This window comes from Paraburkholderia sp. BL6665CI2N2 (assembly GCF_004366535.1).
In the GTDB taxonomy this organism is placed as follows: Bacteria; Pseudomonadota; Gammaproteobacteria; order Burkholderiales; family Burkholderiaceae; genus Paraburkholderia.
On the sequence record NZ_SORC01000001.1, the window covers coordinates 5,766,768 to 5,790,325 of the forward strand.

A 23,558-nucleotide genomic window follows, 5' to 3' on the forward strand; every position below is an offset into this window, starting at 1 on the left:
AATACTATTACGACGAGGGCAGCGGCCCGTCAGCGAGGTCGCTGCCAATATCTCGTCGACAGCGAGCGTCAATCGACAACGCGTGATAGGCCCTTGATACGTGGAAAGGGCGGAAGTCGAATGACGGAGCGGTGTAAAAGTGATTATTGCGGATTGCCGCGATCTTGTTGAAGGTCCGCAACCGACCGATACTGTCGAAAAAGCCGCTGACCATTGTTCTCGCTAGGTTTCGATGTCTAATGGGACGCCACGCGTCGCATTGGCGATGCCTGGAGCAGCTAGATCGGCAATCGATTTTTTAACGAGCGCTTTGACTTCGGGCGGTTGGCCCGTTTGGCCGCAGGCAGGAAAAGCAAAAAGCAAGAGCGGCCGACGGCATCGCTCCGAGGATGGAGTATTTCGTGAAAGACAAACGCATGCAATGAATCTTCGAACTGATGGCAAACAGATTTGATGTTCGATCTAGCGGTTTCCAACATAAGCAATTGCGACGATTCTTATAAGAGACGGGGTAAAGGTAGACATACCGGCGCTATCGCGGCGTCGTCGCCCAGCATGCTGATCCACAAGGAACTGCGGCAATTGAGCGGCCTGGCAGCGTTTGGACCAAGGGGGCAAAGCGACAGGAAGCGGACGTCCAGATTCCTCCGCGGCTACGCCAGTTCATGCCTGAAGAGCAGCACAGGGATGAGTTGCGCGCATTCCGATCACTATGTGTCTCCAAAGAACGCGGCCAATGCGGTAGCCGATGGGTCGTGCGATGGAATGCCGACGCCCGAAGCGCAGCGATTGTCGTAGTCGATACGAATGCCCCGCGACTTCGCAATTGCTGTCACGATGCGCGTGTTGAAGCCGCTGAGGCTGAGCTGGCGCCCGTCGATCAGAGAAAAATCGGTGAAAATTGTGCCGCGACCGGCCACCGTGCAGGCGATCCCGGACAGAGCGCCTATCGGATACGGGCCGTCAATGTGCCAAGCCACGCAATCGCCTTTTCCGTAGCGGGTGTGAGATCGAAATGTGGTTCGTCCGAATCCTGAGGATAGAACTTGCGCAGCCAGCCTTTATCGTTGGCGCTCCAGTCAGTGAGGTAATCGGTAGCGGCTTTGGGAAAGGTTGCGGTACCGAGTTGTTCGCGCAACGCATACAGTTCGTCCTCGAGCGCTTCGGCCAGATCTGCTTGCGATATCACGCGCACATTAGGCGCGGTGAAAACGCGATGCAGAAAGCTTGCCACGAGCGGCGCGTGGTCTGAGCGCAGCAGGCGCCACGCCGGATGATTCTGGCGTAACGCGTCGAGCGTCGAATAGTCGAAATCCATGGCGCGAGGGCTGGAGAGCGAAAACGGTCAAATTCGTCGTTCGCATCCTACTGCTCGACGCGAGCGAATACCATGATTACTCTTCGCATTCTATGCGCTGAATGGTCCTCAGTTATGGAACGAGGTTTTGCGAGGAGGAACGACTGCCGATGCCGTTGTTTGAATGATTTCCGCAAGTCAAGGGTCAATGAAGAACCATGTATTTGGCATGGACTGCCGCCCGTGACCCTAGGCGTGACCGAATCCTCAGCGAGTCGCCTTACCGTTAGACTCCGCCGCAACCTCGCTCTCCTCATCCCACTCAATCCGCTCGAGCAAAGCCCCCAGCTTCGCACCTCTCGCCGCATTCACCATGGCCACATGCGCAACCCGCCCCGCAAGATGCGCCCGAAACCCCGGATGATCATCCCGATTCTGCGAGCGCGGCCCATGCCGTGCGCAATTGGTCAGCAAGGCTTTCAGCGCATCGAACTCCGGCCGCGCCACATTCGCATGGCTGTTAACCACCACCCCGGCCAGATGCTGCCGCGCACCGCGCCGCATCACGCGCGTCTTCCTCAGATTGACCGAAAACCCTTCTTCAAGGGCAATCGCCGCGACACGAACGGTTAAGCGCTCCGCCATACAAGCAAGATTTTCGTCACCGGAAAACGCCAGATCATCGGCATATCGCGTGTAACTCGCGCCGACGGAACGCGCCAGACCCGCAAGCCGAAGATCGAGCCGAAAAGCGCACAGGTTCGCCAACGCCGGTGACGTCGGCGCGCCCTGCGGCAAATGCCGGTTCCGATAACGCTGCCGCTCCTGCCAATCGATCCGGTCGCGCACATCCGGCGCGAGCAAGCGGCTACTCGGGATACGATTGGTACACAATGCAGTCAATGTCCTTGCAACGGCGAGCGGATAGCCCAACGCGTGAAAAGCGGAGTAAACGCGTCCCTCATGGACTGACGCAAAGAAGTCGGTGAGATCAAAGCGCATCACCACCGCTTTCGCCACATGCGGCGCGGCAAAGGTCACGATATTCCGGCCACGTCGAAAACCATGCGCCGATTCGTGAGCTGGAACACGGTCGAGCAAACCTGACAACACTTTGCGTTGCAAAGCCCGCAGTCGCGATTTGGGAATCTCGATGATCCGGCATCGACCGTCGCACTTCTCGATCGCCTTGTACGAATAGTGGTGAAGCGGCGTCGCAGCGCTGTGTGCCGGCACGCGCCAGCGATCGGCAAACCATTGCAATTCGTCTGGTTCGACTTTTAACCACGCAGCCAGATCGCCAAGTGTCGGCAGCTGCGGCAGCGTTACGTCCCGCAACCACGGCGGAGGCGGTCGCTGAAAAGGCGGCCGCGTCAGCACGCGAACCACGGTCGGCGGCTGCTCGCTGCGCCACGCTGAAACGAAGCCGGGCATCCCGGCCACGACCGTCGACAACTCCTTGCGCCCGACGCTATCCCACCGCGCAGCAAATCTCTTCGCCACGTGGCGGGCCAATCCGTTCATCCAGCCGGCGGCCTCGCCCAATGCGAGCGTCATCCGCTCGACCATTCCCGCAGGCTCGGCCGGGCCGGCCAGCATGGCATCGGCAATCGCGTAAGTGACGTGTTGCAGCGAAGATAAGGACATAGCAAAAGAAGGCGGGGCGGCCAGTCAACGCGTCTTGTGCTGCGTGAGCGGATTTGCGCAACGCGCAACTGAGGCTCATGCGATGAACTGCGGAGGAGTGTCGATCCACGGGGTAGCCCCGTAGTGCCCGGAACCGATGCGGCCTGTATCCAAGCGTGCTTGACCAGCCGTCCCGCGTGGCGACGATAAGCGAGCCACCCGGAGCTTGTCAACGCGTTGGCCGTATGAAGCGATTTTTCGCCATAGATGGACGGCGGAAATCTGACGGTCGCGTCGTCGCACGGAACTGACACAGCGTATGTTCGTGCAGAGTCAACAAGATGCGGCTGGGCGACGCCAGATCCTTCTGGTTATCCACAGCTCCCTCTGGACAACTCTTGTACAAGCCACCTGACACATTGTGGGTGGAACCTTGATAAGAACGCCGCGTCGCCAGGTCGCACAAAAGTTGTCCCTGGCTCCGTGTTCCTGTCCGCGCGCGCTCCGCAGGGTTATCGATTCCGCAGTGCCTTGATCCGTCAACGAAGTTTCAGGTTATCCACAGCACGATGCGAGGCTTGTTAACTATTACTACGTATACATATACAAAGACTATAAAAACCAGAGAGGCACCTGCAGGGCATGCTGCGCAAGCGCGCAAATCCGGGCAGGTATACGCTCAAGCCAGCGGTAAACAGATCTCCGTGATCAGATGCGCAGGCGCCGTATCCTTCGGGCTAGTCACATACTCCTCGAACACCGGCGCATCGGCCGCTTCTCGCCCGGACTGCACGAGCCATGTCCCGTACAGCCACTCATACGCGGCACGCATATCGCTATACGGTCCTTGGTGCCTCAACACCGCGTACTCACCACCTCTCACATGCGCCACCGAAACCGGCGGACTCACCGTCACGGACGCCTGAACCGGATGCGGCAACAACACACCGGCCTTCGAGCGCAACTCGCTTTCTGCAACAACGCCGGGATCGTCGTAGTAAACACCGATCATGCGCATCTCAGCCGCGAGTAAATTGTGTTTCGCGAGCCAGCCGAACAGCGCATCGAACGCCTTGCCGATCTGCATATACGGCCCAACGTGATCGACCGACAAAACTTCCATCGGCTCCACGTGACGAATCACCACTTCACGCATCGTCATGTGATCGTCTCCTGATAGTGCCGGCCGAAACCGGCTATGGGTGGTGAATACAAATGAGCACAAAAATTGTCGAACGGATGCGGACGAAAGTACCACGCGCCCCTTTACGAAACCCTGCGAACTTCAGTCGAATGCACGCTGAACGTGATACTCAATTAAGTGCCCGCTGACACCGAACCGCCCAGAACTTTGCCGAATTTCGATAACACCTCGAATAATGGCTCACTACTATCGGCTCAAGCCTGTCCGCCCGTGCGCCGCAAAGCCTTGCGGCGTCGGGCTGCCGGCACTATCAGGGAGCGTCCGATGAAATCAGAGTCGAAGAATCAGCACGTCGGCAAAGTCACGCATCACGAGTTGAAGCAGACGCTCGGCACGTGGCAACTGTGGGGCATCGCGGTCGGCCTCGTCATTTCCGGTGAATATTTCGGTTGGAGCTATGGCTGGGCGAGCGCCGGCACGCTCGGCTTTGTCATCACGGCGATTTTCATTGCCGCGATGTATACGACGTTCATTTTCAGTTTCACCGAGCTCACCACGTCGATTCCGCATGCGGGCGGTCCGTTCGCCTACGCCCGCCATGCGTTCGGCCCGACGGGCGGTTATCTGGCCGGCGCGGCGACGCTGGTGGAGTTTGTGTTTGCGCCGCCGGCTATCGCGCTTGCGATCGGCGCGTATCTGCACGTGCAGTTTCCGGGTCTCGAGCCTAAACACGCGGCGATGGGCGCCTACCTTATCTTCATGGCGCTGAATATCGTGGGCGTGCAGATCGCCGCGGCGTTCGAATTGTGCGTGACGCTGCTCGCGATCTTCGAACTGCTGGTTTTCATGGGCGTCGTGTCGCCCGGCTTTCAGTGGTCGAATTTCACCAAGGGCGGCTGGTCCGGTGCCGACACCTTCAGCATGGGTTCGTTTCACGGCATGTTCGCGGCGATTCCGTTCGCCATCTGGTTTTTCCTGGCGATCGAAGGCGTGGCCATGGCCGCGGAAGAAGCCAAGAACCCGAAGCGCTCGATTCCGATCGCCTACGTTGCCGGCATTCTGACGCTCGTGGTGCTCGCCATCGGCGTGATGGTGTTTGCCGGCGCGGCAGGCGACTGGACCAAGCTGTCCAACATCAACGATCCGCTGCCGCAGGCGATGAAATATATCGTCGGCGAACATAGCGGCTGGATGCATATGCTCGTGTGGCTCGGCCTGTTCGGGCTGGTCGCCTCGTTTCACGGCATTATCCTCGGCTATTCGCGGCAAATCTTCGCGCTGGCTCGCGCCGGCTATCTGCCGGAGTGGCTCTCGAAGGTGCACCCGCGCTTCAAGACGCCGCATCGCGCGATCATTGCGGGCGGCGTGGTCGGCATTGCGGCGATCTACAGCGACGAGCTGATCCAGTTCGGCGGTCAGACGCTGACGGCGAACATCGTGACGATGTCCGTATTTGGGGCTATCGTGATGTATATCATCAGCATGTTGTCGCTGTTCAAGCTGCGCCGCACCGAGCCGAACATGGAGCGACCGTTCCGCGCGCCGCTGTTTCCGGTCTTTCCGGCGTTCGCGCTGGTGGCCGCGGTCATCTGTCTGGCGACGATGGTCTACTTCAATTTTCTGGTGGCGATCGTGTTCGCAATCTTTCTCGCGCTGGGCTACGTCTACTTCCTGATGACGCGCCATCAACGCGAAGCCGCGCCGGCGGACGCCTTGCTCGAGGAATGACGGATCGAGCCGCTGCGCGAGCAGCGGCGATGGAGTCGTAAAGATGAGCTACACCGAGACGATCGGCAGCCGCACGTATCGCTTTGCCGATCTGAAAACCCTGATGGCGAAGGCCAGCCCGCAACGCTCCGGCGACCAGCTCGCGGGCGTGGCGGCAGCGAGCGAGGAAGAACGCGTCGCGGCCAAGATGGCGCTCGCGCAAGTGCCGCTGCGCACCTTCCTCAACGAGGCGCTGATTCCCTACGAAAGCGACGAAGTCACGCGTCTCGTGATCGACGATCATTCGCCGCAGGCGTTCGCCGAGATCTCTCACCTCACGGTCGGCGACTTTCGCAACTGGCTGCTGAGCACCACCACGGATGCCGACGCGCTCACGCGTATCACCGCGGGTCTGACACCGGAGATGGTCGCGGCGGTGTCCAAGCTGATGCGCAATCAGGATCTGATCGCGGCGGCGCGTAAACGTCCGGTGATTACGCGGTTTCGAAACACGGTCGGCTTACCGGGGCACATGTCGGTGCGTTTGCAACCGAATCATCCGACCGACGACGTCAAGGGCATCGCTGCGTCGATGCTCGACGGCCTCATGTACGGATGCGGCGACGCGATGATCGGCATCAACCCGGCGAGCGACAATCTCGCCGCGATCACCAAACTGCTGCTGATGATCGACGACTTCCGCCAACGCTATCAAGTGCCGACGCAATCGTGCGTGCTGACTCACGTCACCAACACGATTGCCGCAATCGAAAAAGGCGCGCCAGTCGATCTGGTGTTTCAATCGATTGCGGGTACCGAGAAAGCGAACGCGGGCTTCGGCATTTCGCTCGCGCTGCTGCAGGAAGCGTATGAAGCGGGACTCTCCTTGAAGCGCGGGACGGTCGGCGATAACCTGATGTACTTCGAAACGGGTCAAGGCAGCGCATTGTCGGCGGATGCGCATTTCGGCGTGGACCAGCAGACGTGCGAAGTGCGCGCCTATGCGGTCGCGCGCAAGTTCAATCCTTTTCTGGTGAACACTGTGGTCGGCTTCATCGGCCCGGAGTATTTGTACGACGGTAAACAGATCACCCGCGCCGGTCTTGAGGATCACTTCTGCGGCAAACTGCTTGGCGTGCCGATGGGTTGCGACATCTGCTACACGAATCACGCTGAAGCCGACCAGGACGACATGGACAATCTGCTCACGCTGCTTGGCGTAGCGGGCATCAACTTCATCATGGGCATTCCAGGCGCGGACGACGTCATGCTCAACTATCAAAGCACGTCGTTCCACGACGCGCTTTATGTGCGCGATGTACTCGGTTTGCGCCGCGCACCGGAATTCGAAGAATGGCTGGAGTCGATGCAGATCACCGACACGCGCGGCGCGCTGCTAAGCGCATCGACACAGCAACCATTGCTCGAAGGCGCGCGCGACTGGATGGGCATCGCATGAGTGACTTCCTCGAAAAGAATCCCTGGAACGCGCTGCGGCAATTCACCAACGCGCGCATCGCGCTGGGCCGCGCGGGCAATAGCTTGCCGACCGCGCCGCTGCTCGCGTTCAACCTGTCGCACGCGCAGGCGCGCGACGCCGTGCATCATCCGCTCGATACCGACGTGCTGCACGAGCAATTGCGCGCGCAAAGCTTCAAGACACTCGACGTGCACAGCGCCGCGCCGGATCGTGAGCATTATTTGCGGCGTCCCGATCTTGGGCGGCGTTTAGCGGAAGAGAGTCGCGTGGCGCTGGCAGCGATGCCGAACGATTCCCCCGAAGTGGTCTTCGTGATCGGCGATGGTCTTTCGGCGTTCGCAGCGTCGAAGCAATCGATCCCGTTGCTGCAAGCCGTCGTTCCGCGACTCGCAGACTGGAAGATTGGCCCAGTCGTGATCGCGCGTCAGGCGCGCGTCGCGTTGGGTGACGAGATCGGCGAACTGCTCAATGCAAAGTTGGTGGTGATGCTGATCGGTGAGCGGCCAGGTTTGAGTTCGCCCGACAGCCTCGGCGTCTATTTGACGTACGCGCCCAAAGTGGGCTGTAGCGACGCCCAGCGCAACTGTATTTCGAATGTGCGTCCTGAAGGACTCGACTTTCCGCTGGCCGCGCACAAGCTGCACTATCTGTTGATGCATGCAAGGCGTTTGGGTTTGACCGGGGTCGGCCTGAAAGACGACAGCGATGCGCTGCTGGCCGATACACCAGCGGCGCCCGCCGTCAGCGACGATTCAAAATCCAGCACACCATAAAACGATCAAGCATTGGCGCGTTCCACCGGATGCGTTTCCAGCCACGCATTCTCTGCATCCTCGAAAAGACGGGAACGCGTCAGGAACCGCAAACCACTGGGCCGCTCCAGAGAAAACATTCCGCCGTTCCCCGGCACAGCGTCGATGATCAACTGCGTGTGCTGCCAGTATTCGAATTGCGATTCGCTCATGTAAAACGGCACGCCCGCAATCGTGCCGAGTTTGACATCGGACGAGCCGACCATGAACTCCCCTTGAGGAAACATCATCGGCGCGCTGCCGTCGCAGCATCCACCGGATTGATGGAACAGCACCTCGCCATGCTCGGCGCGCAACTTGTCGATCAGGTCGACAGCCGCAGGCGTTGCGATCACGCGGGCAACTTCTTTCTCAGCAGCCATCACATGCCCTCGCAGAAAAAAGAGCGAGCCGCGCAATGCGGCCCGCCCGAACAGGAACGCGACGCTTAGAAGAAACCGAGCGGCTTGTCGCTATAGCTGACCAGCAGGTTCTTGGTTTGCTGATAGTGGTCGAGCATCATCTTGTGATTTTCACGTCCGATGCCGGACTGCTTATAGCCACCGAATGCCGCATGCGCCGGATAGGCGTGATAGCAGTTGGTCCATACACGGCCTGCCTGAATCTGCCGGCCGAAGCGATAGGCACGCGTGCCGTCGCGTGTCCACACGCCGGCGCCGAGACCGTAAAGCGTGTCGTTGGCGATTTCGAGCGCTTCTTCTTCGGTCTTGAACGTCGTGACCGACACCACCGGTCCGAAAATTTCTTCCTGGAAGATGCGCATCTTGTTGTGGCCGCGGAACACGGTCGGCTTCACGTAGTAGCCTTTGCTCAATTCACCGCCGAGCGCATTGCGTTCGCCGCCGATCAGGCATTCGGCGCCTTCCTGTTTGCCGAGGTCGACGTACGAGAGAATCTTTTCCAGCTGCTCTTGCGAGGCCTGCGCGCCGATCATCGTCCTGGTGTCGAGCGGATGCCCTTGCGTGATCGCCGCGACGCGCTTGAGCGCACGCTCCATGAAGCGGTCATAAATCTTTTCATCGATCAATACGCGCGACGGACACGTGCACACTTCGCCCTGATTCAGCGCAAACATCGTGAAGCCTTCGAGCGCCTTGTCGAAATAGCTGTCGTCGGCGCTCATCACGTCGTCGAAGAAAATATTCGGGCTCTTGCCGCCGAGTTCGAGCGTCACCGGAATGATGTTCTGGCTCGCGTACTGCATGATCAGGCGACCGGTCGTGGTTTCGCCGGTAAACGCGATCTTGGCGATGCGCTTGCTGGAGGCGAGCGGCTTGCCGGCTTCGAGACCGAAACCATTCACCACGTTCAGCACGCCTGCTGGCAACAGGTCGTGAATCAATTCGACGAGCACCAGAATCGAAGCGGGCGTCTGCTCGGCCGGCTTGAGCACCACGCAGTTGCCGGCGGCGAGTGCGGGTGCAAGCTTCCATACGGCCATCAGAATCGGGAAATTCCACGGAATGATCTGGCCGACCACGCCGAGCGGTTCATGAAAGTGATACGCGACGGTGTCGTGATCGATTTCGGAGATCGAGCCTTCCTGCGCGCGAACGGCGCCGGCGAAATAGCGGAAGTGATCGATGGCGAGCGGAATGTCGGCAGCCATGGTTTCGCGTAGCGGCTTGCCGTTGTCGATCGTCTCGGCCACGGCGAGACGTTGCAGGTTCGCTTCCATCCGGTCGGCAATGCGCATCAGAATGTTCGAGCGGTCGCCGGCGGAGGTCTTTCCCCACGCCGCTTTCGCTCGATGCGCCGCATCGAGCGCGAGTTCGACGTCGGCTTCGCGCGACCGTGGGATCGACGTGAAAGCTTCGCCGGTGATCGGCGACACGTTGTCGAAGTACTCGCCGCCCACAGGCTTTACCCATTCGCCGCCGATAAAATTCGCATACTGCTTCTTGTACGGGAATTCGGTGGTCAGAAATTGCATCTCTGCGTGATTCATCTGTGTGCTCCTCACATGTTTGAATGGGCTATATTCGGCTCGATATATCGATTGGCCGCGAACGGCTAGAGCCAGAAGTGTGCCAATGCACCGCGCAGGTGATCCTTGCACGTGTAGCAGGCACTCGCGCACGGTATGAGGCGTCACGCTGTTCAACCGGCGCAAGGTGAGCGTTTCGTTTCTGAGCAAGGTGTGCAGCGCTGTTCATCCATTGAACATTGGCTTTGATGTCTGCCGATACAAACGCGTAAGCAGGCACCGGATTCGTTCGGCATGGGAATTGCCTGTTCTTTCCCCTCGATCCTCCTCGATATTCCATTTGGGCAGATCCGGTATGACGATTGATACGCTCAGCGACACCCTGTTCAGCCCGACGCTCACGCCGCAGCCGAGCTTCCGCGTGCAGACCTGCGTCGCGCACGACGCCGACGAACAGGCGCGCAATCTCCACGGCTGGAGCCAAACCTACGATCAGTTGACGGCGGGATGTTTTGTCGGCGGCCTGACGGAGCTGTGCCTCGATCACATGCAGGTGTTCGTCGAAACGACCAGTCACACGCTGCGGCAAACCTGCGAGGTGCAAAAGGACGCGTACTGGTTCGGTATCCCGACTTGCCCCGCGGGTTCGGGGCGCATCGACGCTCAGGTGATTGCCGGCGACGCGCTCGCGTTTCGTCCGGGCGGCATCGAATTCGAATTGCTGACCTCGGCGGGTTACGAGATTTTTGGCGTGGTGGTGAAAGGCGAAGTGCTGCGCCGTTACGCGGCGGAAGTGGAGCGCGTCGGGCTGGCCGATCATGTGCCGAACAGGCAAGTCGTGCCGATCGGCATGGCTCGCAAGCAGCAGTTGTGCGCCACGCTGCGTCAACTGCTGGACGATGGCGCGGCGTGCGGCACGCCGCTCTCTTCGGTCGCGCGCAACAATCTGCAGGCGTCGGTGCTGGCTTCGCTCTTCGACGTCGGTGCGTTGCCCGGCTCGGAGCCGGTGGCGATGCCGGCGCGGCCACGCCGTCAGTCGATCGTGTCGGAAGCGCGCGACTATGTGCTGGTCAATCGCGAGCGGGCAGTGAGTGTGCCGGAGTTGTGCGAGCAACTCCATGTGAGCCGGCGCACGCTGCAATACTGCTTTCAGGACGTGTTCGGCATGGCGCCTGCCACGTATCTGCGCGCAATCCGTCTGAATGGTGCGCGGCGCGATCTGTCGAATGCGTCGCGCGAATCACGCTCGGTGCAGGACGTGGCGGCGGCGTGGGGCTTCTGGCACTTGAGCCAGTTCGCAACCGACTACCGGAAGCTCTTCGGCATGCGGCCTTCGGATACGTTGAAGGCCGCGATCGGCTCGGTTAACCGGCTTGCGTTGGCGCATTAGTCCGAACGGAACTGAGGCACGCAGGCCGGGGTCACCGTCCCTGCTTCAAGCCTGTGTCGCGGTCCCGCACTGCTGACAGAACTTCGCTCCAGTTGCAATGGAAGCGCGGCAAGCGCCGCACGTCGCCGGCATGAGCGAGGTTCCGCATTGCTGGCAGAAGCGCGCACCTTGCGCGTTGGCGGTCCGGCACTGCGGACAAGACGCCCCCGCGCTGCTGGTTGGAGACTGCGGCATGCCGTGGCCGGATTGATCGCCGTATGATCCGTGACGATTGCCGCGGCCCCAGGCGTCATGACCGCCGCCGTGACCTCCTCCATGACCACCGCCACTATGGTGGCCGCCGAGCATTTTTTCCCAGAATCCCATTTCGCGACTCCCTTCGTCAAATCACAAAAAACTGCCGCACCGTTATTTGCGCAACAGCCGCAACCCGTTCGCCACCACCAGCAGACTTGCCCCCACATCGGCGAACACGGCCATCCACATCGTGCCCAGACCGGTCACGGCCAGCACGAGGAAGACGCTCTTGATGCCGAGCGCCAGCGCGATGTTCTGCACCAGCACCGAATGCGTCGCCTTCGACAGACGAATGAACGACGGGATCTTGCGCAGGTCGTCGTCCATCAGCGCGACGTCGGCGGTTTCGATCGCGGTGTCGGTGCCCATCGCACCCATCGCGAAGCCGATGTCGGCACGTGCCAGCGCGGGCGCGTCGTTGATGCCGTCGCCGACCATGCCGACCGTCGCGCCGTCGTCCGACCACTGCGCGACTGCGTTCAGCTTGTCTTCCGGCAACTGGTTGCCGCGCGCTTCGTCGATACCCACCTGCTGCGCGATCGCGGCGGCGGTGTGCGGGTTGTCGCCGGTGAGCATGGCGGTGCTCACGCCGAGCCGCTGCAAATCGGCGATTGCCGCGCGGCTCGTTTCCTTCACTGTGTCGGCGACCGCGAACAGCGCCAGCACGCGTTCGGCGTCCACCAGCATCACGACGGTCTTGCCCTGACTTTCGAGCGCATCCAGCCGGGCTTCGAGCGACGCGGAGCAGCGTCCCAGTTCTTCGATCAGCCGATGATTGCCGAGCCAGTACGGCACGCCGTCTATCTCGCCACGCACGCCGCGTCCCGCGATTGCCTCGAAGGCGTCGACGGTGATCGGCGCCAGGCCGTCGGCTTTGGCTGCCGTCGCGATAGCCGTTGAGACAGGATGATCGGAGCGCCCCGCGAGACTCGCTGCGAGTGTGCGGCAACGGAGGGCGTCGATCTCAGCGAGTATTTCGAACTCGGTCTGCACGGGTTTGCCGTGCGTGAGCGTGCCGGTTTTGTCGAGCGCGAGCCGCGTCAGCTTGCGGCCTTGCTCAAGATAGGCGCCGCCTTTAATCAGAATGCCTTTGCGGGCCGCCGCGGCGAGACCGCTGACGATCGTCACCGGTGTGGAGATCACGAGCGCGCACGGGCACGCGATCACCAGCAGCACCAGCGCCTTGTAGACCCACGCCTGCCACGAACCGTCGAACAGCAGCGGCGGCGCGATGGCCACGGCAAGCGCGACGGCGAACACGATCGGCGTATACACGCGGGCGAACTGGTCGACGAAACGCTGCGTCGGCGCCTTGGTGCCTTGCGCTTCCTCGACTGCGTGGATGATGCGTGCGAGTGTCGTGTTGCTGGCGGCAGCGGTGACACGATAGTCGAACGAGCCGGTCTGATTGATCGTGCCGGCGAACACGGCGTCGCCCACGGCCTTATCGACCGGCAGACTTTCGCCGGTGATCGGCGCCTGGTCCACGCTCGAGCGGCCCGCGACGACTTCGCCGTCGAGTGCGATCCGCTCGCCCGGCTTCACGCGAACCACGGCGCCGATCGCAATGGCCTTGAGTTCCACTAGTCGCCAGGTGCCGTCGAGTTGCCGCACGTTCGCCTGTTCGGGCGTGAGTTGCATCAAACCCTGGATCGCATTGCGGGCGCGGTCGAGCGATTTCGCCTCGATCAGTTCGGCGATGGTGAACAGCACCATCACCATCGCCGCTTCCGGCCACTGACGCAGAACGAGTGCGCCGGTCACCGCGATGCTCATCAGCGCGTTGATGTTCAGGTTGCCGTTGCGGATCGCGAGCCAGCCCTTCTTATACGTCGCGAGGCCGCAGGAGAGGATCGCGAGGATCGCCAGACCCGCAGGCAGCCAGGCCGGTGCGCCGAGCCAGCCAGCGGCCTCTGAGCCTGCCGCAGCCGTGGCGGCGAGCGCCAGCGGCCACCACGGCTTGGGCGACGCGTGCGGCGCAGGCGTGGCCGCGGCGTCCGGACTGGCGTGCGCGAGTTCGGGCGTGAAGTCGAGCGAACGCAGCGCGGCGAGGATCGAATGGAGCGCTTCCGGCGCGTGGACGACCGTCAGGACGCGCTGCATCAGGTTGAATTCCATGCTGCGCACGTGCGGCATGCGGCTGAATTTCTTGCGGATCAGCGCTTCTTCGGTCGGGCAATCCATCTGCATGATGCGGATGGCGGTGCGCATGTTGCTGCCGATGGCCTCGGACGGCCGCAGTGCGGCCGGTGCGGCTGCCGTTGTTGCTGCTCCTGTGCTGCAACACGCCGCATCCGCATGATTGTGGACGGGCGCGTGGCCCGGGCCGTCGTGAGCATGGTCGTGATCGTGCGCATCATGGCGATGACCGCGGTTGGCGGCATGCGCGTCCCCTTCGTGCCCATCCGCACGGGCTTTCGCCTGTTCAAGGCGGTCGACATCGGCGCGGTCGGTTTGAGGCATGGTGGCTTCCTGGTTCGATTTGTGGTCTAGTAAACACCCTGAAGCCACTACAAGGTCAAGGCTGCCAGCCGGAGGGTCCATGAAAATCGGCGAATTGGCGAAAATCGCCCATTGCACGACCGAAACCATCCGTTTCTACGAAAAAGAGGGCTTGTTGCCCGAAGCGGAGCGCACCGAGGCCAATTACCGCAGTTACACGGCGAAGCACGTCGAACGGCTGCGTTTCATCCGTAATTGCCGTGCGCTCGACATGACCCACGACGAAATCCGTGCGCTGCTGCGTCTGACCGACGCGCCGGCGGACGGCTGTGGCGGCATCAATGCCTTGATCGACGAGCACATTGCGCACGTCGACATGCGCATCGACGAACTGAAGCAGCTGAAAGTGCAATTGACCACCTTGCGCGAGCAGTGCCACGGCGAACAGGCCGTGGAAGACTGCGGCATCGTGCAGGGCCTCGCCGAGATGGATGTGAGAGCGCCGCGCGCGCGGCATACGCATCTCGGTTGACGTGCCGGGTTGGCGTGCATTAGCCGTCGCCACCGTGGCAGCAACCGTCCCATTCACGGCCGGGCCGTCCGTACGGCTCGCCGGACAAGCAATCGAATCCAGTTGGAGAATCAACGTGTTTACCTGTAGAAACCAGTCCTGCCAGGCGCAGTGGGAGCAATCGGACGTCGTCATCAAGAACGAAGGGCAGGGCCTCCTGTTCCGTTGCCCGATGTGCGGCGCGCGCAATTACGTCGAGCGTTTCGACGGGGACGACGGCTCCGTGTTGTACGAGCAGATCGAAGGCCGTCCCGACACCGGCCCGATGGCCGAATAGTTGTTGTCCCTAGCCGCCTTATCCGATTTGCGAGTTATCACCTATGAACACCCCCATCACCGCCGGCGCGCCGTTTAGCCAGCTACCGCTGCCGCCCGCGACGCTCGCCAACCTGACGCAACTCGGCTACGTCGAGATGACGCCGATCCAGGCCGCGAGCCTGCCGATCGCGCTCGCCGGCCACGATCTGATCGCCCAGGCGAAAACCGGCAGCGGCAAGACCGCGGCATTTTCGCTGGCGCTGCTGGCGCGCCTCGACGCGCGCAACTTCGCCGTGCAGGCGATGGTGCTATGCCCCACGCGCGAACTCGCCGATCAGGTCACGCAGGAAATCCGCCGCCTCGCGCGCGCCGAAGAGAACATCAAGGTGCTGACGCTGTGCGGCGGCACGCCGATGCGCCCGCAAACGGCCAGCCTCGAACACGGCGCGCACATCGTGGTCGGCACGCCCGGCCGCATCATGGATCACCTCGAGCGTGGCAGCCTGCCGCTGCAATCGCTCAACACGCTGGTGCTCGACGAAGCGGACCGCATGCTCGACATGGGTTTCTTCGACGATATCGCCACCGTCGTGAAGCAATGCCCGAAAGAGCGCCAAACGCTGCTTTTTTCGGCGACGTATCCCGAAGGCATCGTCAAGCTGAGCCAGCAGTTCCTGCGCAATCCGAAGGAAGTGAAGCTCGCCGAGCGGCACGACAACACCAAGATTCGTCAACGCTTCTATGAAGTGACCGAAGACGGGCGGCTGCACGCCGTCGGCCTGCTGCTGAATCACTATCGTCCGGTGAGCACGCTCGCGTTTTGCAACACCAAGCAGCAGTGCCGCGATCTGCTCGACGTGCTGCGCGCGCAGGGTTTTCATGCGCTCGCGCTGCATGGCGAACTCGACCAGCGTGAACGCGATCAGGTGTTGATCCAGTTCGCCAACCGCAGCTGCTCGGTGCTGGTGGCCACCGACGTCGCCGCGCGCGGTCTCGACATCGCTCAACTCGAAGCCGTGATCAACGTGGACGTGACGCCGGATCCGGAAGTACACGTTCACCGCATCGGCCGTACGGGGCGCGCCGATCAGGAAGGCTGGGCGCTGAGTCTCGCGAGCATGAACGAGATGGGCCGCGTCGGCAGTCTCGAACAGGCCCAAAAGCGCGAGGTCGAATGGCACAAGCTGTCCGAACTGACCGCAGCGAGCAATGAGCGGCTGTTGCCGCCCATGGAGACGCTGCAGATTCTCGGCGGCCGCAAGGAAAAGATCCGTCCCGGCGACGTGCTCGGCGCGCTGACCGGCGAGGCGGGTTTCTCCGGCTCGCAGATCGGCAAGATCAACGTGACGGAAATGTCCACCTACGTGGCGGTGGAGCGTAGCGTCGCGCGTGAAGCGTTGCGCAAGCTCGGCGCCGGCAAGGTAAAGGGCAAAAAAGTCAAAGTTCGTTTGATGGACGACGCCTGATAGACGGCGAGGCCGGTCGCGAGCGCTCCGCTCGAGACCGGCCGCATCACATTACGTCATACCTCTGCAGTTCTCCGCACTTCTCGTGCGGCCTCGTTTCTTCCCCGAAAGTACCGATCCGACCGGCTTTGCCCGTGGCGGCGCGCCTTCGCGTGAGGCATGACGTAAATGCATGCCGCGCATGACAAAGTTTCGATTGTGACGGTTCTTTGGCTGATGCCTAATCACCAAACCGGAAGGGACCGCCGCGCAGCTGGCTGTTCCGTGAATCCGCTGCCGGATGGAGAAAGGGAGAAAGCCTTATGCAGAGCGCCACGCAAGCCCGCTCGAAGTTGCCTGACGTAGGCACGACGATTTTTACCGTGATCGGTCAACTGGCCGCTCAGCACGACGCGCTGAATCTGTCGCAAGGCGCGCCGAATTTCGCGCCGGACGCCAAACTGATCGACGGCGTCGCCCAGGCGATGCGCGCCGGTCATAACCAGTACGCGCCGATGGCCGGCATCGCCGCCTTGCGCGAAGTGCTCGCCGACAAGGTCGCCACGCTATACGGCGTGCGCTATGACCCGGCGAGCGAAGTTACCGTGATCGCCAGCGCAAGCGAAGGACTGTATTCGACGATCAGCGCATTGGTGCATCCGGGCGACGAAGTGATCTACTTCGAGCCCTCGTTCGACAGCTACGGGCCGATCGTGCGACTGCAGGGCGCCACGCCCGTGCCGATCAAGCTGTCGCTCGACGACTTCCGCGTGAACTGGGACGAGGTCGCCGCCGCGATCACGCCGAAGACTCGCATGATCATCATCAACACGCCGCACAATCCGACTGCGACCGTGTTCAGTGAAGCCGATGTCGAACGCCTGAAAGCCGTTACGCGCAACACCGATATCGTGATTCTCGCCGACGAGGTCTACGAACACGTAGTGTTCGACGGCGCGAAACATCAGAGCATGGCTTGTCATTCCGAGCTCGCGGAACGCAGTGTGATCGTCTCGTCGTTCGGCAAGTCGTATCACGTGACCGGCTGGCGCGTCGGTTACTGCCTCGCGCCGGCCGCGTTGATGGACGAGATTCGCAAAGTGCATCAGTTCATGGTGTTTTCCGCCGATACGCCGATGCAGTACGCGTTCGTCGACGCATTGGCCAATCGTGAAAGCTACCTCGGCTTGTCCGCGTTCTATCAGAAGAAGCGCGATCTGCTCGCGGAAGCACTGCGCGATTCGCGCTTCGAGTTGTTGCCGAGCGAAGGCAGCTTCTTCATGCTCGCGCGTTTTCGCGGCTTCTCCGAGGAAAGCGATAGCGATTTCGTGCTGCGGCTGATTCGCGATGCGCGTGTCGCCACCATTCCGCTGTCGGCGTTTTACACCGATGGTACGGACTCCGGCTTGATCCGCCTAAGCTTCTCGAAGGATGATGCGACCTTGATCGAAGGTGCGCGGCGCCTTTGCGAGATCTGATCGGAAAGACAACACGGCTCCGCGCTGCTGCGTTTTTTGAACGAAGTATGATCGTCGCGCGGGTACGCATTAGCGCGCCGCAAGGCGGCGTAACAACAAAATCGAAGGAAAAGGGACCTGCTATGAAATTGCTCAAGCCTCTTCTGGCGCTGGCCTGTGCATTCGCGTCGCTCGCGGCGTCGTCTGGTGCAAGCGCTGCCGATACGCTGCGTTTCGGCCTCGAAGCGCAGTATCCGCCGTTCGAATCGAAAGGCCCGAACGGTGAGTTGCAAGGCTTGGATATCGACGTCGGCAATGCCGTTTGCGTGGCCGCGCATATGACGTGCAAATGGGTCGAGACCTCGTTCGACGGGTTGATTCCCGCGCTGCAGGGCCGCAAGTTCGACGCGATCAATTCGGCGATGAACGCGACCGACGCGCGTCGTCAGGCGATCGATTTCACCACCGTTGTGTATCGCGTGCCGACGCAGTTGATCGCCAAGCGCGACAGCGGTCTGCTGCCGACGCCGGCCTCGCTGAAGGGCAAGCGCGTGGGCGTGTTGCAGGCGTCGATTCAGGAAACCTTCGCGAAGGCGCATTGGGAATCGGCGGGCGTGACCGTCGTGCCGTATCAGGACCAGAACCAAGTTTATACCGACCTCGTGGCCGGGCGTCTTGACGCGACGCTCGTGCTGGCGCCAGCCGGACAGACCGGCTTTCTGTCGAAGCCGAGCGGTGACGGGTATGCCTTCGTCGGCGAGCCGGTGCGCGATGACAAGATCCTCGGCAGCGGCATTGCTTATGGAATTCGCAAGGGCGATACGGCGCTGCGTGACCGCTTGAATGCGGCGATCGCGAAGGTGCAGGCCGACGGTACGGTGAAGACGCTGGCCGCGAAATATCTCGGCAACATCGATGTGACGGCGAAGTAGGCTTTCGCGTAGCTGCGGGCGTTCCGGTGTGGGGGCGTTCGTGAGCCTGCTTGGAGGACATTTGCGAGGCGGCCCGTTTGTCCGCGTCGCATCTGATTGCGCGTTCAAGCAACGCTATGTCATGACGCCGCACGCTTATCTGATCAACCGGCGCATTCAATACAGCCGCGCGCAACTCAGGCGCGGGCGCGCGATCGCCGACGTCGCACTCGACGCCGGATTCGCGGACCAGGCGCATTTGCGGAGAATCTTCAAGCGACTGGTCGCGGGGACGCCGGGACAGTATCGCAATTGAATCCGTGAGCCGCGCGGCGTCTTCACGCCACGAGCAGATGAAGCGCACTCGCCGCGAGCAATGCGGTCATTGCGCGATTGAAGAACCTCACACGCTGCGGTCGCTGCAAGTGTTTGCGCAGGAACGTGCCTGCGTACGCCCAACTGGCAATCGACACATAACAGATCGCGAAATATACGACGCTGAATTGCCAGACGAGCCTGCGGTCGCCGTCCGCCGCGTAGGCGCCCCAGCCAGCCAGCGACACGAGCCGCGCTTTCGGATTGAGCCATTGCATTGCCGCGCAACGGTATCGGGCGAAGGGGCAGAGTGAATTGAAGGAATTGCTGTGGGGACTTTGTCCTCACGTTTCGGCCTTGCGGCCTTAACGATGCATGATGCGGTACGAGTACGAACAGCAACGACCTGAGCAACGCTGATGGCGTGAACGATCTGCGGTGAGGCTATGGTGGAAACCACGGGCCGTGTGCTATCCAAACTGAGATGAGATGAGGCGCGATAGGCTGCGCAACTCGGCCTTGGTAGACGGTAGAATACGATGATGGAACTGACCGGAATTGGCCTCTACACGCTTCAGGAAGCGGAAAGGCTCACTGGCGCTGAGGCGCGAGAAGTGAGCCGGTGGTTGTTCGGCTATTCATTCAAGAATGGCGCGAGCCTACCTCTCTGGACCACTCAGCTTGCAGAGTTGGACGAGAAAGTGATTGGTTTTAAAGACTTGCTGGAACTACGCATTGTCAAAGCCTTTCGAAATCACGAAGTTCCGCTAAAAGTAATCCGGTCTGCGATAGACAATGCGAAGTCGATATTTGGAACCGAGTACCCATTCACGGCAAACCGCTTCCTCACGGACGGAAGAACGGTCTTCTACGAAGCATTGAAGGAGCAAGGGGAGACCGAGCTCACCGACCTCGTGAGACGACAACTTGTGTTCGAGCACATTGTGCGACCTGAACTCTATGCTGGCATCGAATTCACTGCTGACGGTCAGGCCAAGCGTTGGTTCCCGCTGAAGCGGAGCAATGTTGTAGTTCTCGACCCAGAGATTGCATTTGGCAAGCCGGTCCTCGCCGAGTACGGTGTGAGAACCGATTTGGTCGTCGAGACATACAAGGTCGAGAAAAGCAAAAAAATGGCCGCCTCACTCCATGGCATTCCCATTGCTGCTGTTGACGCCGCCATCCGCTACGAGCGGTTGGTTGCATGAAATATTTCTTCGATAACAACCTGTCGGCTCACCTCGCCCATGCCGTGGGTGAGCTTTGCAAGGTTGAGGAAACTGTCGCGGAGGTAATTCATTTGCGCGACAAATTTCCCGCTAATGCCAAGGACCACGATTGGATTGCGGCGCTTGCTGCCGAAGGGCATTGGGTAGTGCTCTCTCAAGATGGGCTGCGCAAGAATGATCTTGAGAGGAAGGCGCTCCGAGAGTCTGGATTGATCGTTTTCGTGCTCCAGCGCCAATGGGCAGAGCGGCGACACTGGGACAAAGCGCAAAATCTCGTTAAATGGTGGCCCGCAGTCATGGATCAAAGCCGGCGCATCAAAGGCGGGGCGGCCTTCCGAATTCCGTGGCGGTTTGGTGCTGGTCAATTCGAGCAGATCAAGCTCTGAAGGCCCTACTACGCGAGAGCGCGAAGCGCAGGTGTTCGGCGTAGCAACGCCGGTCATTCGCGTCTACGGTGAAATCAGTGTAAGCAGTGGATTCATGGAATCCCGAAACGCAAAAAGCCCGGTCGCAAGGACCGGGCTTTTTGCTTTGAATCTTTGGTGGGGCGTGAGTGACTCGAACACTCGACCTACGGATTAAGAGTCCGCTGCTCTACCAACTGAGCTAACGCCCCCAACAGAAGCGAAATTATGCAGAAATTTTTCGGGCTTGCCAAGTCCCCTTCGCAGATTTCTTAAAAATAATTGCATCCCAGAGCCCGACGCGTTCGTCGATGGCCGCACTGTCGCGAAAAAGGCGCGCCCAGCATCGTCCCGGTATCATGTCGCGGACACCTTGCCGCACGAAGCCTCGCGCGGCTTTCGACCGGGGATCGCCATGGATGACAAAGAGATTAACGAATTGCTCGACCGCATCCTCGCGCCGTGGGTCCGTGCGCTCACGCTGACGCCGGTCAAGGTCGATGAGGAAGCTGCCACACTACGCCTACCGTTTTCCGGCGGGCTGCGTCATTCGGGCGGCGTGATCTGCGGGCAAGTGTTCATGGCCGCGGCGGACACAGCGATGATCGTCGCCATTTCGGCCGCGCTCGGTGGTTTCAAGCCTATGACCACGGTCTCGCTCAACATCAATTTCATGCGCGCGGTACGCAAGGGCGACGTGTTGATCACCGCGCGAGTGCTGCGCATGGGCCGCAATCTGGTGTTCGGCGAAGTCGAGTTGTTCGACGAATCCGGCAACATGGCCGTTCACGCCACCACCACCTACGCACTGCTCGACTAAAACCGGCCAGAGAGCCGCATTAGAGGAAAAACCAGGATGTTTGATCAGGTCGTATTCGCTGGCGGCGGCAATCGCTGCTGGTGGCAGGCGGGTTTCTGGGATGTGATCCAGCCGGAGCTGCGGATCCGGCCGCGTGTCATCACCGGTATTTCGGCCGGCGCCGCCACTGCGTGCATGCTCTACACGCGCGATTCCGACTGGGTCATGCGCTATTACGAAGAGGCGCTGCGCCACAACACCCGCAACGCCTACTGGGGCAATCTGCTGCGCGGCGAGTCGGTGTTTCCGCATTACCGCATCTACCGTCAGGCGCTGCTGGACATCTACGGCGAGAAGTTTTCGACACTCGCCGATGCGCCGGAAATCCGCATCGGCGTGTCGCATCTGCCGCGCTGGCTCGGCGCGCGCAGCGCGGTCGCCGCGGGCCTGATCGCGTACAACATCGAAAAATACGTGCGCAAGACGCTGCACCCGACACTTGGTCAGACGCTCGGCTTTCATCCGGAATTCGTGCGCGCACAGGATTGCGCGAGCGTCGAGGATCTGGCGGATCTGATTTTGCAGTCGTCGAGTACGCCGCCGTTCACGCCGGTTTTGCGACGCAACGGCCGGCCGGTGCTGGACGGCGGGATGGTCGACAACGTGCCGGTCGGCGCGCTCGACGCCGAGGCGCCGGGCAACGTGCTGGTGATGGTCACCCGCCTCTATCCGCGCCCGCAAATGTTCGTCGTGCCGCACGGCGTGCAGCAACGGCTGTACGTACAGCCGTCGCGCAAGGTGCCGATTTCGAGCTGGGATTACACGAGTCCGTCACAGATGATCCACGCGTACAACCTCGGCCGTGCCGATGGCGAGACCTTCCTCGAACGCATGCCCGATCTGCTCGAAGCCGGCGCGCACGAAGCGGTACGGTGAATTGAGCGGTAGCGGCGGCGCGAAGCCAAACGGCGATAAGAGCGCCGCACGAATTCGCACGGCGCGCTTATCGCCCGAAAAAACGCAGTGGTTTTTTAACGCCGACGGCCGCCCTGCAAGGCTTCCGGATTCGCCACGCTGCTCGTATCCCCGGCGTCGAAAGCCAGAATGTTCTTGAATGCGGCGGTGAAATACTGTTCGTAGCTTTCGCGTTCCACATAGCCGATGTGCGGCGTGCAAATCACGTTTTCCATGCGCAGCAGGCTGTAGCCCTGCAGAATCGGCTCGCTTTCGTAGACGTCGATCGCGACCATGCCCGGACGGTTGTGCGATAGCGCATTCACCAGCGCGTTGTCGTCGAGCAACTCGGCCCGGCTCGTGTTCACGAGCAGCGCGGTCGGCTTCATCCGCATCAGGTCTTCCTGTTTGACGATGCCGCGCGTGTCGTCGTGCATGCGCAAATGCAGCGACAGCACGTCGCTCTGCTCGAACAGCGCCTCGCGGCTCTCCGCGACACTGTACCCGTCAGCGCGAGCGGCTTCGCGCGAATGCTCGCGGCCCCAGATCAATACGTTCATGCCGAACGCCTTGCCATAACCGGCCACCAGCCTGCCGATCTTGCCGTAACCCCAGATTCCCAGCGTCTGGCCACGCAATACCTGGCCCAAACCGAAGTTCGGCGGCAGCGCCGACGTCTTCAGGCCGGACTGCTGCCAGGCTCCTTGCTTAAGGTTTGCTACGTATTGCGGAATCCGCCTTTGGGCGGCCATGATGAGAGCCCACGTCAACTCGGCAGGCGCGAACGGCGAGCCGGTGCCTTCCAGCACGGCAATGCCGCGCTCGGTACACGCGTTCAGATCGATGTGGCTGGAAACCTTGCCGGTCTGACTGATCATGCGCAAACGCGGCAATTTATCGAGGAGTTGCGAGCTGATGCGGGTGCGTTCGCGAATCAGGACGAGCGCGTCGACTTCCGAAAGACGGCTTGCCAACTGGCCGAGACCGCGGACGGTGTTGTTGAAGACCTTGACCTCATGGTCGGCCAGCAATTGAAAGCAGTCGAGCTTGCGCACGGCGTCCTGATAATCGTCGAGGATGGCAATCTTCATGG

At 61.1% G+C, this 23,558-nt stretch carries 22 protein-coding genes, 1 tRNA gene and 3 pseudogenes; 15 read left to right on the plus strand and 11 right to left on the minus strand.

Features of this window, described 5'->3' with window-relative positions; genetic code table 11:
• Window positions 1-710: 710 nt before the first annotated feature.
• The 4 genes and pseudogenes from B0G81_RS25880 to B0G81_RS25895 form a co-directional block, all read right to left on the minus strand.
• Window positions 711-980 carry a hypothetical protein gene (locus tag B0G81_RS25880; RefSeq protein WP_134138946.1) on the minus strand — a complete coding sequence of 90 codons (270 nt, stop codon included), beginning with the start codon at window positions 978-980 and terminating at the stop codon, window positions 711-713.
• Window positions 956-1,318, minus strand: a pseudogene (locus B0G81_RS25885) (DUF3375 family protein); the annotation flags it as partial. The pseudogene B0G81_RS25885 and the gene B0G81_RS25880, both read right to left, overlap by 25 nt.
• 246 nt (window positions 1,319-1,564) lie before the next feature.
• Window positions 1,565-2,842 carry a reverse transcriptase family protein gene (locus tag B0G81_RS25890; protein ID WP_347877467.1) on the minus strand — a complete coding sequence of 426 codons (1,278 nt, stop codon included), beginning with the start codon at window positions 2,840-2,842 and terminating at the stop codon, window positions 1,565-1,567.
• Between the two features lie 760 nt (window positions 2,843-3,602).
• Window positions 3,603-4,085: a GyrI-like domain-containing protein gene (locus tag B0G81_RS25895; RefSeq protein ID WP_134138950.1), complete on the minus strand. Its 483-nt coding sequence runs from the start codon at window positions 4,083-4,085 to the stop codon at window positions 3,603-3,605.
• 306 nt (window positions 4,086-4,391) lie between these two features.
• Between B0G81_RS25895 and eat the strand changes: the two genes are divergently transcribed.
• From eat to eutC, 3 genes are read left to right on the plus strand one after another with little or no spacing between them, the layout of a single operon-like run.
• A complete protein-coding gene (gene eat / locus B0G81_RS25900; RefSeq protein ID WP_134138951.1) occupies window positions 4,392-5,795 on the plus strand; it encodes an ethanolamine permease in 1,404 nt (467 codons plus the stop codon).
• A gap of 43 nt (window positions 5,796-5,838) precedes the next feature.
• Window positions 5,839-7,233: an ethanolamine ammonia-lyase subunit EutB gene (locus B0G81_RS25905; RefSeq protein ID WP_134138953.1), complete on the plus strand. Its 1,395-nt coding sequence runs from the start codon at window positions 5,839-5,841 to the stop codon at window positions 7,231-7,233.
• Window positions 7,230-8,027, plus strand: coding sequence for an ethanolamine ammonia-lyase subunit EutC (gene eutC / locus B0G81_RS25910; protein ID WP_134138955.1), 798 nt, complete (start codon window positions 7,230-7,232; stop codon window positions 8,025-8,027). Before B0G81_RS25905 ends, eutC begins: the two co-directional genes overlap by 4 nt.
• A gap of 5 nt (window positions 8,028-8,032) precedes the next feature.
• Here the strand turns inward: eutC and B0G81_RS25915 are convergent, their stop codons facing one another.
• Together B0G81_RS25915 and adh are read right to left on the minus strand one after the other, a co-directional pair.
• Window positions 8,033-8,428 (minus strand): DUF779 domain-containing protein, encoded by a 396-nt coding sequence (locus B0G81_RS25915; protein ID WP_134138957.1) that lies wholly within the window; start codon window positions 8,426-8,428, stop codon window positions 8,033-8,035.
• Window positions 8,429-8,493: 65 nt separating this feature from the next.
• Entirely contained in the window at window positions 8,494-10,014 is a 1,521-nt protein-coding gene (gene adh / locus B0G81_RS25920) for an aldehyde dehydrogenase (protein ID WP_116143432.1), read from the minus strand.
• Window positions 10,015-10,348: 334 nt separating this feature from the next.
• Here adh and B0G81_RS25925 point away from each other — a divergent pair, with 334 nt between their 5' ends.
• A complete protein-coding gene (locus B0G81_RS25925) occupies window positions 10,349-11,383 on the plus strand; it encodes a helix-turn-helix domain-containing protein (RefSeq protein ID WP_134138959.1) in 1,035 nt (344 codons plus the stop codon).
• A gap of 45 nt (window positions 11,384-11,428) precedes the next feature.
• Here B0G81_RS25925 and B0G81_RS45625 read toward each other — a convergent pair whose 3' ends face one another.
• Complete coding sequence (locus B0G81_RS45625; protein ID WP_134138961.1) at window positions 11,429-11,749, minus strand: zinc ribbon domain-containing protein; 321 nt, start codon at window positions 11,747-11,749, stop codon at window positions 11,429-11,431.
• Window positions 11,750-11,791: 42 nt separating this feature from the next.
• Window positions 11,792-13,891: a heavy metal translocating P-type ATPase gene (locus B0G81_RS25935; RefSeq protein WP_134138963.1), complete on the minus strand. Its 2,100-nt coding sequence runs from the start codon at window positions 13,889-13,891 to the stop codon at window positions 11,792-11,794.
• Window positions 13,892-13,978: 87 nt separating this feature from the next.
• On the opposite strand from B0G81_RS25935, the gene B0G81_RS25940 reads away from it, so the two are divergent.
• The 7 genes and pseudogenes from B0G81_RS25940 to B0G81_RS25970 all read left to right on the plus strand — a co-directional run.
• The gene (locus B0G81_RS25940) at window positions 13,979-14,173 is read left to right on the plus strand and encodes a hypothetical protein (RefSeq protein ID WP_134138966.1); all 195 of its coding nucleotides are present in this window, start codon (window positions 13,979-13,981) and stop codon (window positions 14,171-14,173) included.
• Window positions 14,174-14,222: 49 nt separating this feature from the next.
• Entirely contained in the window at window positions 14,223-14,654 is a 432-nt protein-coding gene (gene cadR / locus B0G81_RS25945) for a Cd(II)/Pb(II)-responsive transcriptional regulator (RefSeq protein ID WP_134138968.1), read from the plus strand.
• A 115-nt stretch (window positions 14,655-14,769) separates the two neighbouring features.
• Window positions 14,770-14,970 carry a hypothetical protein gene (locus B0G81_RS25950; RefSeq protein ID WP_012431140.1) on the plus strand — a complete coding sequence of 67 codons (201 nt, stop codon included), beginning with the start codon at window positions 14,770-14,772 and terminating at the stop codon, window positions 14,968-14,970.
• Between the two features lie 43 nt (window positions 14,971-15,013).
• Window positions 15,014-16,417, plus strand: a complete 1,404-nt coding sequence (gene dbpA, locus B0G81_RS25955; protein WP_134138970.1) for an ATP-dependent RNA helicase DbpA — start codon at window positions 15,014-15,016, stop codon at window positions 16,415-16,417.
• Window positions 16,418-16,719: 302 nt separating this feature from the next.
• The gene (locus B0G81_RS25960; protein ID WP_134138972.1) at window positions 16,720-17,874 is read left to right on the plus strand and encodes a pyridoxal phosphate-dependent aminotransferase; all 1,155 of its coding nucleotides are present in this window, start codon (window positions 16,720-16,722) and stop codon (window positions 17,872-17,874) included.
• A 122-nt stretch (window positions 17,875-17,996) separates the two neighbouring features.
• Entirely contained in the window at window positions 17,997-18,785 is a 789-nt protein-coding gene (locus tag B0G81_RS25965) for an ABC transporter substrate-binding protein (RefSeq protein WP_134138974.1), read from the plus strand.
• 50 nt (window positions 18,786-18,835) lie between these two features.
• Window positions 18,836-19,080 (plus strand): annotated as a pseudogene (locus B0G81_RS25970) (helix-turn-helix transcriptional regulator); the annotation flags it as partial.
• A 22-nt stretch (window positions 19,081-19,102) separates the two neighbouring features.
• On the opposite strand, the pseudogene B0G81_RS25975 reads toward B0G81_RS25970, so the two are convergent.
• Window positions 19,103-19,363 (minus strand): annotated as a pseudogene (locus tag B0G81_RS25975) (LysE family translocator); the annotation flags it as partial.
• A 255-nt stretch (window positions 19,364-19,618) separates the two neighbouring features.
• On the opposite strand from B0G81_RS25975, the gene B0G81_RS25980 reads away from it, so the two are divergent.
• The gene (locus B0G81_RS25980; protein WP_243856589.1) at window positions 19,619-20,287 is read left to right on the plus strand and encodes a DUF433 domain-containing protein; all 669 of its coding nucleotides are present in this window, start codon (window positions 19,619-19,621) and stop codon (window positions 20,285-20,287) included.
• Window positions 20,284-20,694, plus strand: coding sequence for a hypothetical protein (locus B0G81_RS25985; protein WP_134138976.1), 411 nt, complete (start codon window positions 20,284-20,286; stop codon window positions 20,692-20,694). The genes B0G81_RS25980 and B0G81_RS25985 overlap by 4 nt, the downstream gene beginning before the upstream one ends.
• 154 nt (window positions 20,695-20,848) lie before the next feature.
• Here the strand turns inward: B0G81_RS25985 and B0G81_RS25990 are convergent.
• A tRNA-Lys gene (locus B0G81_RS25990) sits at window positions 20,849-20,924 on the minus strand.
• A 203-nt stretch (window positions 20,925-21,127) separates the two neighbouring features.
• Between B0G81_RS25990 and B0G81_RS25995 the strand changes: the two genes are divergently transcribed.
• Complete coding sequence (locus B0G81_RS25995; protein WP_121306893.1) at window positions 21,128-21,532, plus strand: PaaI family thioesterase; 405 nt, start codon at window positions 21,128-21,130, stop codon at window positions 21,530-21,532.
• A gap of 36 nt (window positions 21,533-21,568) precedes the next feature.
• Window positions 21,569-22,447: a patatin-like phospholipase family protein gene (locus B0G81_RS26000; protein ID WP_134138978.1), complete on the plus strand. Its 879-nt coding sequence runs from the start codon at window positions 21,569-21,571 to the stop codon at window positions 22,445-22,447.
• Between the two features lie 95 nt (window positions 22,448-22,542).
• On the opposite strand, the gene B0G81_RS26005 is transcribed toward B0G81_RS26000, so the two are convergent.
• Complete coding sequence (locus tag B0G81_RS26005; RefSeq protein WP_106283965.1) at window positions 22,543-23,556, minus strand: D-2-hydroxyacid dehydrogenase family protein; 1,014 nt, start codon at window positions 23,554-23,556, stop codon at window positions 22,543-22,545.
• Between the last annotated feature and the right edge of the window lie 2 nt (window positions 23,557-23,558).